This is a genomic window from Corallococcus exiguus (genome assembly GCF_009909105.1).
GTDB classification, from domain to species: domain Bacteria; phylum Myxococcota; class Myxococcia; order Myxococcales; family Myxococcaceae; genus Corallococcus; species Corallococcus exiguus.
Genome location: NZ_JAAAPK010000003.1, coordinates 1075419 through 1090893, shown reverse-complemented (window position 1 = coordinate 1090893; position 15475 = coordinate 1075419). Strand labels below are relative to the sequence as shown.

General features: G+C 67.0%; 12 protein-coding genes. 5 read left to right on the top strand and 7 right to left on the bottom strand.

Annotated features, from left to right (window positions below; all coding sequences use genetic code 11):
- Positions 1-29 precede the first annotated feature (29 nt).
- Positions 30-968, top strand: coding sequence for a hypothetical protein (locus GTZ93_RS15915; RefSeq protein ID WP_139915385.1), 939 nt, complete (start codon positions 30-32; stop codon positions 966-968).
- A 73-nt stretch (positions 969-1041) separates the two neighbouring features.
- Here GTZ93_RS15915 and GTZ93_RS15910 read toward each other — a convergent pair whose 3' ends face one another.
- From GTZ93_RS15910 to GTZ93_RS15900, 3 genes are all read right to left on the bottom strand, one after another.
- Entirely contained in the window at positions 1042-1194 is a 153-nt protein-coding gene (locus GTZ93_RS15910; protein ID WP_161662846.1) for a hypothetical protein, read from the bottom strand.
- A 619-nt stretch (positions 1195-1813) separates the two neighbouring features.
- Positions 1814-2320 carry an SgcJ/EcaC family oxidoreductase gene (locus GTZ93_RS15905; protein WP_139915384.1) on the bottom strand — a complete coding sequence of 169 codons (507 nt, stop codon included), beginning with the start codon at positions 2318-2320 and terminating at the stop codon, positions 1814-1816.
- Positions 2321-2371: 51 nt separating this feature from the next.
- Positions 2372-2647 (bottom strand): hypothetical protein, encoded by a 276-nt coding sequence (locus tag GTZ93_RS15900; protein ID WP_139915383.1) that lies wholly within the window; start codon positions 2645-2647, stop codon positions 2372-2374.
- A gap of 529 nt (positions 2648-3176) precedes the next feature.
- On the opposite strand from GTZ93_RS15900, the gene GTZ93_RS15895 reads away from it, so the two are divergent.
- Entirely contained in the window at positions 3177-4628 is a 1452-nt protein-coding gene (locus GTZ93_RS15895) for a TolB-like translocation protein (protein WP_139915382.1), read from the top strand.
- Here the strand turns inward: GTZ93_RS15895 and GTZ93_RS15890 are convergent.
- Entirely contained in the window at positions 4622-5167 is a 546-nt protein-coding gene (locus GTZ93_RS15890; RefSeq protein WP_233596678.1) for a DUF2378 family protein, read from the bottom strand. The two genes, GTZ93_RS15895 and GTZ93_RS15890, sit on opposite strands and share 7 nt — an antisense overlap.
- Positions 5168-5466: 299 nt before the next feature.
- Here GTZ93_RS15890 and GTZ93_RS15885 point away from each other — a divergent pair, with 299 nt between their 5' ends.
- From GTZ93_RS15885 to GTZ93_RS15875, 3 genes are all read left to right on the top strand, one after another.
- A complete protein-coding gene (locus tag GTZ93_RS15885) occupies positions 5467-6285 on the top strand; it encodes an SDR family NAD(P)-dependent oxidoreductase (RefSeq protein WP_139915381.1) in 819 nt (272 codons plus the stop codon).
- A 219-nt stretch (positions 6286-6504) separates the two neighbouring features.
- The gene (locus GTZ93_RS15880) at positions 6505-7662 is read left to right on the top strand and encodes an efflux RND transporter periplasmic adaptor subunit (RefSeq protein WP_257978942.1); all 1158 of its coding nucleotides are present in this window, start codon (positions 6505-6507) and stop codon (positions 7660-7662) included.
- 19 nt (positions 7663-7681) lie between these two features.
- On the top strand, positions 7682-10789 hold the full coding sequence (locus GTZ93_RS15875) for an efflux RND transporter permease subunit (protein WP_139915379.1): 3108 nt from the start codon (positions 7682-7684) through the stop codon (positions 10787-10789).
- Between the two features lie 1480 nt (positions 10790-12269).
- Here the strand turns inward: GTZ93_RS15875 and GTZ93_RS15865 are convergent.
- The 3 genes from GTZ93_RS15865 to GTZ93_RS15855 all read right to left on the bottom strand — a co-directional run bounded on the left by GTZ93_RS15865 (position 12270) and on the right by GTZ93_RS15855 (position 15456).
- Complete coding sequence (locus GTZ93_RS15865) at positions 12270-13745, bottom strand: McrB family protein (RefSeq protein ID WP_139915377.1); 1476 nt, start codon at positions 13743-13745, stop codon at positions 12270-12272.
- Positions 13746-13918: 173 nt separating this feature from the next.
- A complete protein-coding gene (locus GTZ93_RS15860) occupies positions 13919-14518 on the bottom strand; it encodes an MPN domain-containing protein (protein WP_139915376.1) in 600 nt (199 codons plus the stop codon).
- Positions 14515-15456 carry a 3-hydroxyacyl-CoA dehydrogenase family protein gene (locus tag GTZ93_RS15855; protein ID WP_257978941.1) on the bottom strand — a complete coding sequence of 314 codons (942 nt, stop codon included), beginning with the start codon at positions 15454-15456 and terminating at the stop codon, positions 14515-14517. Before GTZ93_RS15855 ends, GTZ93_RS15860 begins: the two co-directional genes overlap by 4 nt.
- Between the last annotated feature and the right edge of the window lie 19 nt (positions 15457-15475).

The following is a 15475-nucleotide window of genomic DNA, read 5'->3' as shown; positions in this document are numbered from 1 at the left end:
CGGCTCCGGTCGGTAGTAGGAACGCCTTGATGCCCGAACTCGACGACTCCTCGCTCCTGGAACTGCTGGACCTGACCTTCGACGCGCTCTGTGCGTCCCGCGTCTCGGACTGGGTGGACCCCGACCGGGTTCTCGCCGCGGTCGACCTCGCACTGACGCCCGAACGGGTGAAGGGCTGGCACGCCCGGCTGGTGGCCCCGGTGCGCACGCGCCTGCTCACGCGCGCGGCGAAGAGCCGCATCAAGCTGGAGGCGTGGCTCCCCGCCGAGGCCAGCGCGTCTCTGTCGGCGCTCCTGGGCCAGCCGGTGCACCTGCCTCGCAAGGCCATCGATGAAATGGTGGCGTCCGAGCAGGTGCGGGAGACCGTGCGCACCACGCTCCAGGAGACCCTGTCGGCCCTGGTGAGCAAGGTCCTCGCGGGAGCTCCCGTGGCGGGCGTCTCCGGGCTGAGGGATGCGCTGAGCTGGGGCGCGCGAGCGGCGGCCTCGGCGGGCAAGGGAATCCTGGGGGGCCTGGGCGGCAGCTTGCAAGACCGCGTGCGCGAGGTCATCGACGGCTCCATGGCCCTGGTGCAGCGGAGGATCGCCGAGCGCCTCGCCAGCGAGGAGACCGCCCGCGCCCTGGGGGCACGGCGCCAGAAGGTCTTCCTGTCCACCCTGGAGAAGACGGAGGCCGAGGCCGCGCAGGTGCTGAGCCGGTTTCCCCACGAGCATCTCGACTCCCTGGTGCCCCAGGTGATCGCGCACAACCTCGCGCGCCCCGAAGTGCGCGAGGGGCTGAAGGCCGAACTCCATGCCGTCCTCGAGGACCTGTCACGGCACACCGTGGGAGAGCTGCTCGATCAGGCCGGGCTGCGTGATGCGACACGGCAGTGGCTGCATGCGCACGGCCTGCCCTTCGCGCGCACGCTGGCACACTCCGCACCCTTCATCGCCTGGCGGCACCCCGTGAAGCGCACCGGGCCGTAAGCCGTGCCGACGCAATTCAATTGGGACTGGCAGTCCGTCCGTCCAAGGCCATCACGCCGTCAACGGCCGGTCTTCATGCCTCCACGCGCGGCGGGGCTGGTGATTCAATGGCCGCCTCTGTCCCGCGCGTGGCGCCCAGCGTCTGGTAGAGGCTCAGCAGCATCATCGTCACCACGCTGGACGCATCGGGCCGGGGGCCTGTCATCTCTCGCGGCGGCCAGGCCATGCCCCGCGGCTCGGGGGCCGGAGTGCCCACGTGTGCGCGCGGATCCAGGTCCGCCTGGAGGCGGTGACCAGGGCAACAGGGGCGAAAGGAGAAACGCGAGCGACACGCAGCCAAGCAGCAGCCACCGGCCTCGAACGTGATGGGCAGGGGAGCGGACCCTGTAGAGCTGGCCCAGGTTCTTCAGTCCCTCCAGGTCCCGGAGCAGCTCTTCCAAGGGACCCTGGAAGACGTAGACGCGGCGCTGCAGGAGTCGATCCGGGCTGAATGCCACGTCGGCCAGCGTAGGGGGCGCAATCCGCCCCGGTCAAAACACCCGGGCGTTCGCGCTCCGGGGCGTGCTGCCTCCTCCAAGAGGAGCGCGTCACCACGAAGGCGCAGCGCTTCTACGCAGCCCTGTCTCGCGTGGAGCTGTCGGACGAAGGTCCCGAGGTATACCCGCCGGATTACTGGAGGAAGCTCACCGTGACCCAGGTGGCCGGCACCTCCGTCGCCGGCACGCTGCGCGTCGCCTCGCGGCAGTTGCTCCTGGAAGGACCCTTCACGGCGAAGCGCTGCGAGGGCAACGCTCCGCGGTGATGCCCAGCCAGTCGTGGAAGGCGGCGCGCGCGCTCCTCCGCGTCTACGGCGCGGGCTTGGGAGTCGGCTTCACGTCGGTGTTCTGGCCCGAGACGATGCGCCACTGCTTCTGGGTGCGCTTCAGCACGTACCGCATCTGCGTGCGCAGCAGCCCCTCCTCGGTGTTCTGCACGCCCGGAGGGAGGCCCGTGTGGCCGGTGACCTCGTGCACCGTGTCCACCACGGCGATGTCCTCGCTGGGGAAGCGGATCTTGCGCACGGTGACCTCGGCGTGGCTGGTCTTGAAGATGCTCGCGAAGATGGCGGCGTGGCGCGTCTCGATTTCCGCGCGACCCTGGAACACCGTGCCGACGATGTTGATGAAGTCAGCGTCGTCCGTGAAGTCCCGCGTCCATGCCGTGGCGTCGTGGGCGTTCCAGGCCTCGGTCTGCGCCTTCACCCACTGGCGGAGGTCCTGCTCATCCCGGGCGTGGTCAGGGGTGGTGCACGCCGTGGACACCAACACCAGACTCAGCGCCGCGACGACTGCGAAAGAGGAAGAGCGGGTCATGGCCGCAGTCTGCCATGTGAGACGGTGCTGGACGGACCTCGCTTGCGAAATTCATCCTCCTGCGGCGGCGTGGAGTTGGGCGGTGATGTCCACCGCTCGGGCATGGTCCATCAGTCGTGAGTTCATGTGGACAGAGTGGGCGTTCGTATGGGCCGCGAACCGGCTCTGCTCTCGGACGACCTCGGCCGGGACGAGCGCGCCGCGGACCACGCCGTAGTCGGTATCCCGCAGCAGGATCAGGGCGGCCAGCTCGAAGTCCCAGGACCTGAAGGCGGAGGTCTGCAGCTGTCCGCGCTTCGGTGGCTCGGACACGACCCGAGCCTTCACCTGGAGGCGCTCTCCTGTAGGGAGCGTGAGGTCGTACGACCTGGCCGAGTTGTCCTGAGCGAGCGTTCCCCCGAGGGCGCGAGCAACGAGCCACTCTGCGTAGTCCCCCGCGGGGCGTTGTTGGTGCGCACGACCCCGCGGCGTCGAAGCTCCGCGAGCGCTTGCGCGTACCCGGCGAGAAGCTCGCCGACACTCTGTTTCTGGATACTCATCGTCGTTCCCAGTGGGGTACACCATGCTCGGGCTAGCGTGTCTCAGGGGCGAGGTCTGGAAGACCACCGACTTTCGTGGTCCCTGCTGGAAGTGCACTTTCGGTCGCCCGCTCTGTGCGAAGGCGCCTGGTGTCAAAGTGCATGGGCACAAGAGATAGAGAATATGGGATGTCGTTGCCATGCCGAGCGTCGTGGATTTTGACTCCGACGGAGAGCAGATGCGTCTTCATCTCTTGCTGTTCACAGTGATGCTGTCCGCGTGCGCCTCCCAGGGGCCCGCGTCACGTCCAACCTTCTTCACGTCACATGCGGCGGCAGTGGCTGCCTCCACCCCTTCCGAGGACTACGGCACCGCGCATCCATTCCTGCTCGTGGACTCCGCACCAGACGGGCGGTGGCTCCTCGCCTGCCAGGCACGAGAGGACACCAACGGCGATGGGCGCATCGAGACCGTCTTGGGCTTCCACGGAAACATCGTGGGTGACGCGCTTCGCCCGTACCTCTTCCTGGAGCCCGGAGCGGGCATCCGCATCGACGAGGTTCTCGCCGTGGCCCCCACGGGACGCTTTCTCGTCCTGGTGCGTGACACCACGCTCTGGCTCCTCGACGTGGAGACCCGCGAGGAGAAGGTGCTGGTCTCGGATGTCACGCCCGACACGACGAGCCCCCATCCACCCATCCGCGCCAGCTTCTCCCGGGATGGCCTGCGGCTTCTCTACCTGCGTCCCGAGGGCGGGCGCCCCGTCGCCGTCGTGCGAGACCTGCTCCAGGGGACCGAGCGTGTGCTCGATGCGGGTCGTGGCCTGCTCGGACAGGCCCTGCTGGATCCCTCCGGTCAGTGGGCGGCGTTCGACGTGGTGGAGGACACGAACTCGGATGGAAAGGAGAGCTGGCCCAAAGAGGACACCACTCTCGCACCCGCCACATGCCGAGGGCCGGTCATCTCCAGCTCGCACTTCGGCTGGGAGGGCGACACCCCCGTGCGCCGCTTTCGCCGGGTGGAGGGTGGCCCTCTCCTCCAGGGCGACGACGTCCTGCAACCCATGGGGGAAGGAATGCTGCGACGCGCTCCGGACCGCTCCATCGTTCTGGAGCACGCGGATGGACGGCGGGAGACCTGGGTCCCCTCGGGCTGCAATGGAACCCTGTTGTTCGCGGACGCGGCGCACGAGCAGGTCTTGGTGGTCTGCGAGACACAGCCGGACCTCGGCCCCCTGGAATTGCACGGCGCCAGGGTTCATCAACCCCTGGGTTGGCAGATGTCTCCCCCATTTTCGGACCGGTACATCCACGTGTCCGGAAGCGACGGAAGGCTGCTGTCGTTGTTTGTTGCTGCCGAGCTCGAGCCTTCCAATGCGGTGCACGCCGTCATCGATCTGGAGCGGCGCACCGTCCGAGCGGTGCCCTTGGGGCAGGTGGTGGCTTCCCTGGGGGCTCATGCCCTCCTGGAGGAGAGCATCAAACCTGCTGAGCCCGGCGGCCAGTGGGGAGATCGGTTGTGGCTCTGGAACGTGGGGACAGGGTTTCCACCGAACGTCTTGAGCGAATCGACGGACTCCGGGCTGCTCTGGGCGGGCGACACGGTGCTCGTCATGGGGAAGCGGATCGACTTGCGAACGGGCAAGGTGCTGGGGGATGCCTCGGGTGGGGCTCTGGCGCTCGATATTCGAGGTCGGGTTCTGCGCCCGAGTCCCACCGCGGTGAAGGAACCGGGCGCGTCGGCCCAATCCGGCCCTGTCCGGTGGGAGCCCGCGCTGAAGGCTCACTGATCCCAGCGCACGCGGTACGAGCAGGCGTGGCCGTTGAAGTCGAACGGCTCCACGCGGATGTTCTTCGCGCCGGCCCGGGTCAGCCCCGCTTCGATGATGCCCATGTGGTAACCCGGGTTGCCGTTGCACTCGCTCACCTTGATGGTGTGGTCCGCGCGGCCGTGGGTGATGAGCTCGGTCTTCAGGTAGTTGTTCACCGTGGCGAAGCTCTCCTGCATGCGGGAGAGCACGCGGTCGGGCCCGAAGATGGGCCACAGGGACACGAGCGCCTTGCCCAGCAGCGTGTGCTCCAGGCCCTTGATGACGCCCATGCCGAGCCGCCGGTAGCCTTCCTTCGCGTCCACGTCCGGGTAGAGGTATCGCGCGGTGATGCCCAGGGCCTCCGCGAAGACGTGACGAGGCGTGTGGTGCGGGATCTTCTCGTCCAGGTTCAGGCCGATGGCCCGCAGCCGGTCCTTGAGTTCGGGCGTGAGGCGCGTGCCCACGGAGCGCAGGAAGAGCCCCTCGATGGCATGGCGGTAGACGATCTCTTCACTCAACGCGGCACCCATCCCATGCGTCCGACCCAGGCCGGGGCGGGACGTGCTGGAGCATCCCTGGATTGTCCCTGCAATGCACACGGGCGCGGGGTGAAGGGCGGATTCAAGCGGTCGTCGCAACACTCGAATCATCGTCTTCTGGCTTTGGGACTGGCTTCCTCTCATGCGCGCGCGGGGCCCACCTGCTGGGCATCGGCGAGGCAAGGGGGTGCTGCGGCCGACGCCCATGACCGCGCCGTTCGATTCGCACTCGCGGTGAAGTAGATTCACACCCTTCCGCGAAGCACACAGGAGCCACCATGAAGCTGATATCGAGCAGTGCCATCGTGACGGGGTCGGGCCAGGGCATCGGACTGGGAATCGCCGCGCGCCTCATGCGGGACGGAGCCAACGTCCTTCTCTTCGGGCGGACCCGGGAGAAGGTGGAGGCGGCCGCCGGGGAGCTCAACCGGATGATGGAGGGGCGCGCGCGGGCCGTGCCCTTCGCGGGCGACGTGGTTCGCGCGGAGGACGTGGCGCAGGCCATTGAGGTTGCCACGCGTGAGTTCGGCCTCCCGGGGATCCTGGTGAACAACGCAGGGTCGGCCACCCTCCGCCCGCTCCTTGAGTTGCCGGCGGAGGAGTTCGACCAGATCCTGGCCATCAACCTCAAGGGGCCCTTCCTGTTCACCCAGGCGCTCGCGAGGGCGCTCGTCGCCGCGAAGCAGCCGGGCTCCATCGTCAACATCTCCTCGTTGAATCAGACGGCGGTGACGGATGGGCTCGCCCACTACTGCGCCTCCAAGGCGGGGCTCGCGAACTTCTCGAAGGTCGCGGCTTCGGAACTGGGGCGGTACGGCATTCGTGTGAATGTCGTGGCCCCGGGCGCCATCCGCACCCCCCTGGCCGAGGGTGCCGGCCTCATGAATGGCGCCATGGGGCGGGAGTTCCTCGCCCATACGCCGCTTGGAAAACCGTGTGGCGAGCCGGAGGACGTGGCGAAGGTGGTGTCGTTCCTCTGCAGCGACCTCGCGTCATGGATCACCGGTGACACCCTCGCCGTCGACGGTGGCAATCACATTCGCGGGCTGCACAGCTACGCGGACACACTGGGCCTCACCCGTCCCGTGGAAGGCTGAGTCGTCCGCCGCTTGGCTTCTCCAGCACGCGCCCGTAACGGCCACGTCACGGGTGCGCTCGAAAAAGAGCGCGCGAAACCAACCCAGGGAGTGGTCACAACCTGAACAGATTTTCAAGGGCGCAAACGCACGGCGGTTCGGCTACAGGGCGGCGCATTCCCTGACACGGCTGTCTCCGTCAGCCCGTGGGTGCCCAAGATGCATGCCTCTGCTCCAGACGTGACTCCCTCCTCACCGCCCCGAGCCAGCCGACTCAAGCGGTGGATCATCGGCGTGGTGCTCCTGCTCGCGGTCTTCGCGGGGCTCGTGGCCGTCAAGGCGGGCCAGATCGTCTCGATGATCAACGCCGGTGAGACCTTCGTGCTGCCGCCTGAGTCCGTCACGTCCACCCAGGCGGAGTCCTTCGGCTGGCAGGGGACCCGGAGCGCAGTGGGCACCGTGATGGCGCTTCGGGGCGTGACCCTGAGCGCGGAGCTGCCGGGCGTCGTCAACGACATCCGCTTCGAGAACGGCGCTTCGGTGAAGAAGGGCCAGGTGCTCGTTCAGCTCGACACCTCCAGCGAGCAGGCCCAGCTGGCCGGCGCCGAGGCCGACGCGGAGCTCTCGCGGCTGAACCGTGAGCGCGCCGAGAAGCTCAACGCCCAGGGCGCCAATACCCAGTCGGACCTGGATGCCGTCCGCGCGCGGTCGCTCCAGTCCTCCGCCACCGTGGCCCACCTCAAGTCCCTCATCGCCAAGAAGACCATCCGCGCCCCTTTCGATGGCCGCATCGGCATCCGCCAGGTGGAGTTGGGCCAGCTCGTCTCCCCGGGCAACCCCATCGCGTCCCTGCAGTCCTCCACCCCCGCGCTCGTGGAGTTCCAGCTGCCCCAGCAGGCGCTGGCCCAGGTGAAGCAGGGTCAGAAGGTGCGCCTGCGCGTCGACGTCTTCCCGGGCGAGTCCTGGGAAGGGGACCTCACCACCATCAACCCCGAAGTGGAGCTGTCCTCCCGCAACGTGCGCATGCGCGCCACCGTGCCCAACGCGGACGGCCGGCTGCTTCCGGGCATGTTCGCCAGCGTGGAGGTGCTCTCCGACGCCAGCGAGCAGGTGGTGGCCATTCCCGCCACCGCCGTGCTCTTCGCCCCCTACGGTGACTCGGTGTTCACCCTCTCCGAGGGCAAGGACGCCGCGGGCAAGGCGGCCCTGCTGGCGCGGCAGCAGTTCGTGCGGCTGGGAGAGCGCCGGGGTGACTACGTCGCGGTGACGTCCGGCCTGAAGCCCGGGCAGACCGTGGTCAGCAGCGGCGTCTTCAAGCTGAAGAACGGCATGGCCGTCGTCGTGAACAACGCGATGGCGCCGCCCATCGAGGTCGCTCCCCAGCCGGTGAACCCGTAGGGACGCGGAAGGCGAACCCATGAACTTCACCGACCTCTTCATCCGGCGTCCGGTCGTGGCGCTGGTCGTCAACCTCCTCATCATCATCGCCGGCCTGCAGGCCCTGCGCTCGCTCAACGTGCGGCAATACCCGCGCAGCGAGAACGCCGACATCACCGTCACCACGGTCTACGTCGGCGCCAACGCGGAGCTCGTCCGTGGCTTCATCACCACGCCACTGGAGCGCGTCATCGCCGCGGCGGATGGCATCGACTACGTCGAGTCCACGAGCTCGCAGAACGTCTCCATCATCCGCGCCCGGCTCAAGCTCAACTACGACGCCAACCGCGCCCTGAGTGAAATCAGCGCCAAGGTCGACCAGGTTCGTGGCGACCTTCCGCCCGAATCCCAGGTCCCCGTGATGGGCATCGAGTCCGCGGACAGCCAGTTCGCTGTCGCGTACCTCAACTTCACCTCCGACTTCCTCGAGCAGAACGAGCTGTCCGACTACCTGGTGCGCGTGGTGCAGCCCCGGCTGTCGTCGGTGGAGGGCGTGCAGCGCGCGGACATCCTCGGAGCGCGCACGTTCGCCATGCGGGTGTGGATGAAGCCGGACCAGATGGCCGCGCTCAACGTCAGCCCCATCCAGGTCCGTCAGGCGCTCGCCACGAACAACTCGCTCGCGGCCGTGGGCCAGACGAAGGGCTCGCTCGTGCAGGTGAACCTCACGGCGAACACGGGTCTGCGTTCCGTGGAGGAGTTCAAGCAGCTCATCGTCCGCAAGGATGGCGGCGCGGTGGTGCGGTTGTCGGACGTCGCGGACGTGGTGCTCGGCGCCGAGGACTACGACACCGACGTGACGCTCAACGGGAAGACGGCCGTGTTCGTAGGCATCTGGGCGCTGCCCAACGCCAACTCGCTGGACGTCATGCAGCGCATCCGCCTGGAGATGGACTCGCTCAAGAAGGACCTGCCCGAGCAGATCCACGGCGGCGTCGCCTTCGACGGCACGGACTACATCCAGAACGCCATCGACGAGGTGGTGAGCACGCTCATCGAGACGCTCATCATCGTCGTCATCGTCATCTTCCTGTTCCTGGGCTCCGTGCGCTCCATCCTGGTTCCGGTGGTGGCCATTCCGGTGTCGCTCATCGGCACGGTGTTCCTGATGCAGGTGTTCGGCTTCACGGTGAACCTGCTCACCCTGCTCGCGGTGGTGTTGTCCGTAGGCCTGGTCGTGGACGACGCCATCGTCGTGGTGGAGAACGTGGAGCGCCACCTGCGTGACGGACTGCGCCCGGTGGACGCCGCCATCAAGAGCGCTCGCGAGTTGGTGGGTCCCATCATCGCGATGACGCTCACGCTCGCCGCGGTGTACGCGCCCATCGCCTTCCAGGGCGGCCTCACGGGTTCGCTGTTCCGCGAGTTCGCGCTCACGCTGGCCGGAGCCGTGACCCTGTCGGGCGTGGTGGCGCTGACGCTCTCCCCGATGATGTCCTCCGTCCTCCTGAAGGCGGGCCACGAGGACAAGGGGTTCGCGGGCGTCATCAACCGCACCTTCGAGCGCCTGCGGGCCGCGTACTCCCGCTCCCTGGACAGCTCGCTGCTCGTCCGCGGACCCGTCTACGCGGCGTGGATCTTCCTGAGCGTGCTCGCCCTGGTGATGTTCAACCAGTCGGCCCGGGAGCTGGCGCCCGTGGAGGACCAGGACTTCGTCATCGGCATCATGAGCACTCCGTCCAACTCCACCCTGGATCAGCTCAAGCCGTCCGTGACCAAGACGAGCGAGTTGCTGATGGACATGCCGGAGTCCAGCTTCAACTTCCAGATTGTCCAGCCGAGCAACGGCTTCTGGGGCCTGGTGCTGAAGCCGTACAAGGAGCGCCAGCGGACCACGGCGCAGGTGCTGGCGGAGGCGCAGGAGCGGGTGAACACCATCCCGGCGGTCCAGACGTTCACCCTCCAGCCCCCCGCGCTGCCGGGCGGTGGCAACTTCCCGGTGGAGTTCGTCATCGCGTCCACGGCGGAGGCGGAGGAGCTGCTGGGCTTCGCGCAGCAGCTCCAGGAGAAGGCGACGCAGAGCGGGATGTTCGCCTTCCCGCCCATCATCGACGTGAAGTTGGATCAGCCCCAGTCGGAGCTCGAGGTCGACCGTGAGAAGGTGGCGCAGCTGGGCCTGAACCTGGGGACCGTGGGCCAGGACCTGGGGACCGCCGTGGGCGGCAACTTCGTCAACCGGTTCAACATCGCCGGCCGCAGCTACAAGGTCATCCCGCAGGTCCTTCGCTCCTCCCGCCTCACCCCGGAGCAGCTCAAGGACATCCACGTCACCGGTCCGGACGGCAAGCTCGTGGCCCTGTCGGCCATCGCGTCCATTCAGGACAAGGTGGCGCCCCGGTCGCTCAACCGCTTCCAGCAGCTCAACGCGGTGAAGCTCAGCGGCGTGGCCATCCGTCCGCTGGATGAGGCGCTCACCTACCTGGAGACGGAGGCCTCGCGCATCCTGCCCGCGGGCTACCGCATGGACTACACGGGCGAGTCCCGGCAGCTCCGCACGGAAGGCGACTCGTTCGCTCCGGCGTTCGGGCTGGCGGTGGTGTTGATCTTCCTGGTGCTCGCGGCCCAGTTCAACAGCTTCCGGGATCCGCTCATCATCCTCGCCGGGTCGGTGCCGCTGGCGCTCTTCGGCGCGCTGATAACCACGTTCCTTCGGATGCCGAACCCGATGATGCCGTACTTCACGGACAGCTTCACCACCACGCTCAACATCTACTCACAGGTGGGTCTGGTGACGCTGGTGGGGCTCATCGCGAAGAACGGCATCCTCATCGTGGACTTCGCCAACCGCCTCCAGGAGGAGGGCAAGTCGAAGCTCGAGGCGGTGAAGGAAGCGGCCTCCGAACGGCTCCGTCCCATCCTGATGACGACGGTGGCCACGGTCGCGGGCCACTTCCCGCTCGTCCTGGTGTCGGGACCGGGCGCGGCGGCGCGCAACAGCATCGGGCTCGTGCTGGTGACGGGCATGGCGCTGGGCACGCTCTTCACCCTCTACTTCGTGCCGGCCATCTACCTGCTCATCGCCAAGACGCGCACCGCGGCCGCCAGCGAAGCACCGGAGCTCCAGCAGGCGCCCGACGCCGCCACGTAGGGTGGGGCAGAGAGGCTGGGAGCCTGATGGGGCTCCCGGCCGCTGTTCACCCCTCTGTTGGAGGGGAGGCAGTGGGCTGCAACTCAAATGGCCAGTGCGCTTCTCCAGGCGGAGAGCGTTTTCTCCCGGTGGTCCGGACTGCTGAACCCGAACGGTAATCCGGCAAGGATGAGTCGGACTCTTCTCCTCCCTGTGGCAATCGTGGCCACGGCGAAGAGAGGGCTCTCCTGGCTCGTGCCGAAGTCAGGATAGGCCAACACCGTATCTACGTGGTCCATGGCCGCAAGGTTGGCGTAGGCGAGCGCCTGGTGCAGGTCCGCGCGGTGGGCACTTCGGACGTGTTCGGTCAGCCTTCGCCATCCATGCTGAGCCAATTGAGACAGGTGCGCTTTGTATTTCGCGTCTACCCAGATGACACGGTGAGCACCCCGCAGTGCTACGTCAGGGACGAGTGCACCCATGGATTGGATACCTCCCGCCCAGTTGAGCGGATGTTGCGCTCCTCCGTGAGGGGTCGACTGCAGGCCGAGTCGAGTCGCGAGGTCGGCGGTGAAGGCTGAGACCCATGCCTCCCAGACCTCGTCTATGACCAAGTCCCAGGACAACCCATCAAGGGACTCTGTCCCTCCAAGGCCTCGCTTGTCCGCAACCCAGCCCATGGCTTCGAGCGCCTCTGCGACGAATGCCGACTCCGATGCACGGTGCTGAGCGCGAGGCCGTTGGTGGACGCCTGGCCCGAGTTGAATGGCCAGACTCCGCGCTCGCTCGAGCAGAACCCTCCCTGTTGATGTCTCAGCAGTGTGCCCAAGTTCTTCAATGAGACGGTGCACCGTCCATCGCATCTCCGAGAGGAGCAGCGGGTCGAAGATGGGCTCTGGGAAGGCGCACGGAAATCGCTCCCAACGACCCACAGGAACATTCAGAGTACCCCAGGTGCGCCAGTCGATACGACCGCGCGGGTTGAAACGCTCTTCCTCCACCTGGGCAAATCCACGGCGTGGGTGCCGCCAGAGTGCTTCAAGGCGACGCAGAACGGGAGCTGCTAAGAGCCAGGGAGGTACTTCCCGCGCTGAGCCCGGCACGAGCAAGGAATGACCGAGGCGGGGTTCGACGGAGAAGCCGATGCTCTCGAAAACTGCACCCAAAGAGGTCCATGAGAAGCGGGGGGAAACCAGCAGCCCAGCGACCACCTTGCGCGTGGAAGGCGAGAGCAGGGGGATGGCGCCAATGCGCCGTCCTGGATGGAGGGCCAGGTGGATGCCGCGTTGAGATCGTACCTCAGCGCGGATGTCCAGCCGCTCCAGGAGAGGGCGATTGGCAGCCAAGAAGGGCTCAATCCAGCGGTCTCCGGACTGGCCTACTGTCTCAGCGGCCAGGAGCACTGGCTCCCCGTGGTCGTGGGCGCGTAGGACAGGCCGTGCGGGAAGGAGGGATGGGCGCAGTCTCTCGGCGCGTGCGCGCCCTGATGCCGTCTTCCGCGTCACGCCGCTCGCTCTTCCTGAAGACGTGAGGCAATGCGATCGGTGAGGCCCGCGATGGGCTGGCTGGCACTGCCGGTGAGTCGCTCGGAGAGGTACTCGCGTAAGAGCGGGATGAGTTCGAGATCGAGGCGGCGTGCGATGCGTTTCCCTCTCTCCTTGGCGTCTTGGTCGTGCCTTGGGTCGAGGAAGTACGCGTGGCCTGGAATGAGCTTCAGGGCCTCCTCATCGGCAAACTCAGTGAAGGTATCGAGGACGTCGTTGAAGCAGGCTATCGCCAGAGGTACCCCCTCTGCGTCCACGGGCCGTCGGTCCGGCCACATCTCGAGGAATGCAAAGCGGCGGCGGACTGCCAGGTCCATGCGGGCGATGGTCCGGTCCGCGGTATTGCGGGTCGCCAAGAGGTGAAGACCCGAAGCCAGGGAAACCTTTCGGTCGTTCCACCCGTCTGGACGGTGGGGCAGTTCGATTTCACGCTGCTCGCCAGGCTCCAGGAGGACGATGGCCTCTCCAAGCACGCGCGAGAGGTCTGCGCGGTTGACCTCGTCAATCAGAAGGACGTGTTCGCCCGTTTCTGCGGCTTTGTTGGCTCGCAAGAAGTCTCCGAGCCGAACCTCGAAGGCAAGCCCTCCTGCGGCCGGTTTCGGATACAGCCCCACGACGAAGTCTTCATATGTGCGAGCCGGGTGGAACTGAATACGAGTCGCCTGGCCAATCTGGCGCGCCACCTCATAGGCCAGCCGTGTCTTTCCGGTGCCCGGTGGGCCTTCAAGGATGACGAAGCGTCGCTCCCGAAGGAGCGCCAAGACCTGGGGCAATTCCACCTGGGGAAAGATCGCTCCCAAGATTGCTGCGTGCCGCTCGTTCCAGCGCTGCCGAGCGGCACTCGTCAGCGGGGTGTCATGTTCGGAGAAGAAGAGGTCCAGTAGGTCCTCTACGGCCTCGCTATCTTTGTTCGAGCGAACCGGAACGGCGGCGTAGATAACTTTGCCGTAGGCCTTACTGACGGCATCGAGTTGGTCTGGCCAGTTCTCGATGATGGGCTCCGGTACCTGTGAGGTTACATCGAGCAAGTCGGGTTTCACCCATATCTTGCCATTGTGGAGTCGAGCCAGGGCGCGAAGGCGGCGGGCGTGGCCAGGCCGTCCCAGAATATGGGTGTCCGCACCGAAGCCGTCTGTCCCAATCACGAGGACCGCAATGCTCCCCTCCGTTCCTGGCATCCAGACGAAGGAGGTCCCTTGGTAAGCACCCGAGGTGGGGTTTTCAGCAGTGATGAATCCGGCGTAAGAGGCGGCGTCGTCCTTCTTCTGAAGATTCACCCGCAACTGGTATCGCGACTTATGGTGGTCAGCCTTGTGATAGCGCTCCTCATAAACGGCCCAGAGAAGCTGCCGCACCGACTCGGGGTCTCCCATCTGCTTCCAGGCCCGGCCAGCGATCATCCCGGATAGCAGCTCATCAAAGGCTTTGCCCATGTTCTCCCTCGCGAAGCGGAGGCTCGGGCAGGGAAGGATGGAGGTCAAGGCATGCGCGCAGTCGAATGCGCGAATTGGGGGAGGTTGTGAGGAACCTGGAGGTGCCCGCGCAGGGGGCGAGCTGGGCGGGAACCCTCAACGGATTTGTGACTCCTCGACGCCGACGGGCTTGGCTACGCCAAGCCCCTCTCCGGAGTGCGCATGCGGATGGCGAGCGCGCGGCAGCCCGTGGCGGACTCAGCGTCGTCGGGTGGGGCCCACGCTCCGAGCGAGTGGTAGAGCCTGCCCTCTCGCCGCTCCAGGTAGAGGATCATGTTGAGCGGCCAGCCACTGCCCTGGAACAGGTGCCGGTCCATGGGCGTGGGCTCCTGGCTGACGCGCAGGCCGCGCTCGTGGGGCGGGCCAATGCGGTGCCAGTCCGGGTGCAGGTGGATGGAGCCGAGCACTTCCAGTCCCTCGGCCTCGGCCTCGGCGGTGATGCGCAGCAGCTCGCGAGGCTCACACCAGTAGCCGCGCCTCCCGTTGGCGTAGCATGCGCCGAAGCGGGGGATGATGGCCGCTTCGAACTCCTGGAGCACGGTGTCGTCCGTCTCGCGGATGTTGGTGGCGAAGCCCACGCGCTCCACGTGCATCGCGTCGTCCGTGAAGCGGCCCAGCAGCACGGCCCAGTTGCGTGGCGGAAGCTCCGGCGTGCACGCCGCGTACTCCCGGACGGCGTCCGCCATGAAATCAGACAGCGCCGCCGGGTCCATGAGCACGACGTCAGCGCTCATTCTCCGGACTCCGGCGTGGGGAGGCGGCCCGCGGCCCGGTCCTCGCGCAGCTGCGTGATGAGGTGGCGGGCCATGCGCTCCTCGAAGGCGGCGGCGCTGTCCGGCGTCCACGGATAGAAGCCCTGGCCCGTCTTCAGGCCCAGCTCGCCCTGGTCCACCTTCTGGGCGAGCACCGGCGGCACCGGACGCCCCGAGCCGCGCAGGATATTGGTGATGAAGTCCAGGCCCACGAGGTCCAGCCGGTCGAAGATGCCGGAGGCACCCAGGCGCCGCCCGATGCCCTGGGTGAGCACGCGGTCCACCATCTCCGGCGTGGCCACTCCCTCCTGCACGATTCGGAAGGCTTCGCCAATGAGCGCCTGCTGCAGGCGCGGGCCCACCGAGCCCGGCACGTCCTTGGCGAACACCACGGGCGACTTGCCCAACTCTTCAAGGAATCGCCGCACTGTCTCCACCGCGTCGGGTGAGGTCTTCTCGCCAGGGATGACGTCCACCAGCGGCACCAGGTGCGCGGGCAGGTAGTAGTGCGCGGAGAGGACACGCTCCGGGTGAGCGCAGTCTCGGGCAATGGCTGTCACGCTCAGCGCGGTGGTGTTGGTGGCGAGCAGGGTGTCCGGTGACGCGAGCCGGTCCAGCTCCTTGAAGAGTTGCTGCTTGAGCGCCAGGTCCTCGGGGATGGATTCGATGACCAGGTCCTGAACCACGGCGGCCTCGGCGAGCACCGTGGTGCGATGGATGCGCGCGAGCGCGGTGGTGCGTTGCTCAGCGCCGAGCATCCCTGTCTCCACCAGCAGCGCGGCGTCGCGCTCCAACTTCACGCGCGCTGCCTCGCTGCTCTCCGCCTGCCTGTTGAAGAGCACCACCTGTCTGCCGGCGATGGCGAGCTCGAGTGCGATGCCGCACCCCATGGCTCCGCCGCCAACAACGCCAATCCTCATCAGCCGCTTGTGTCCCATG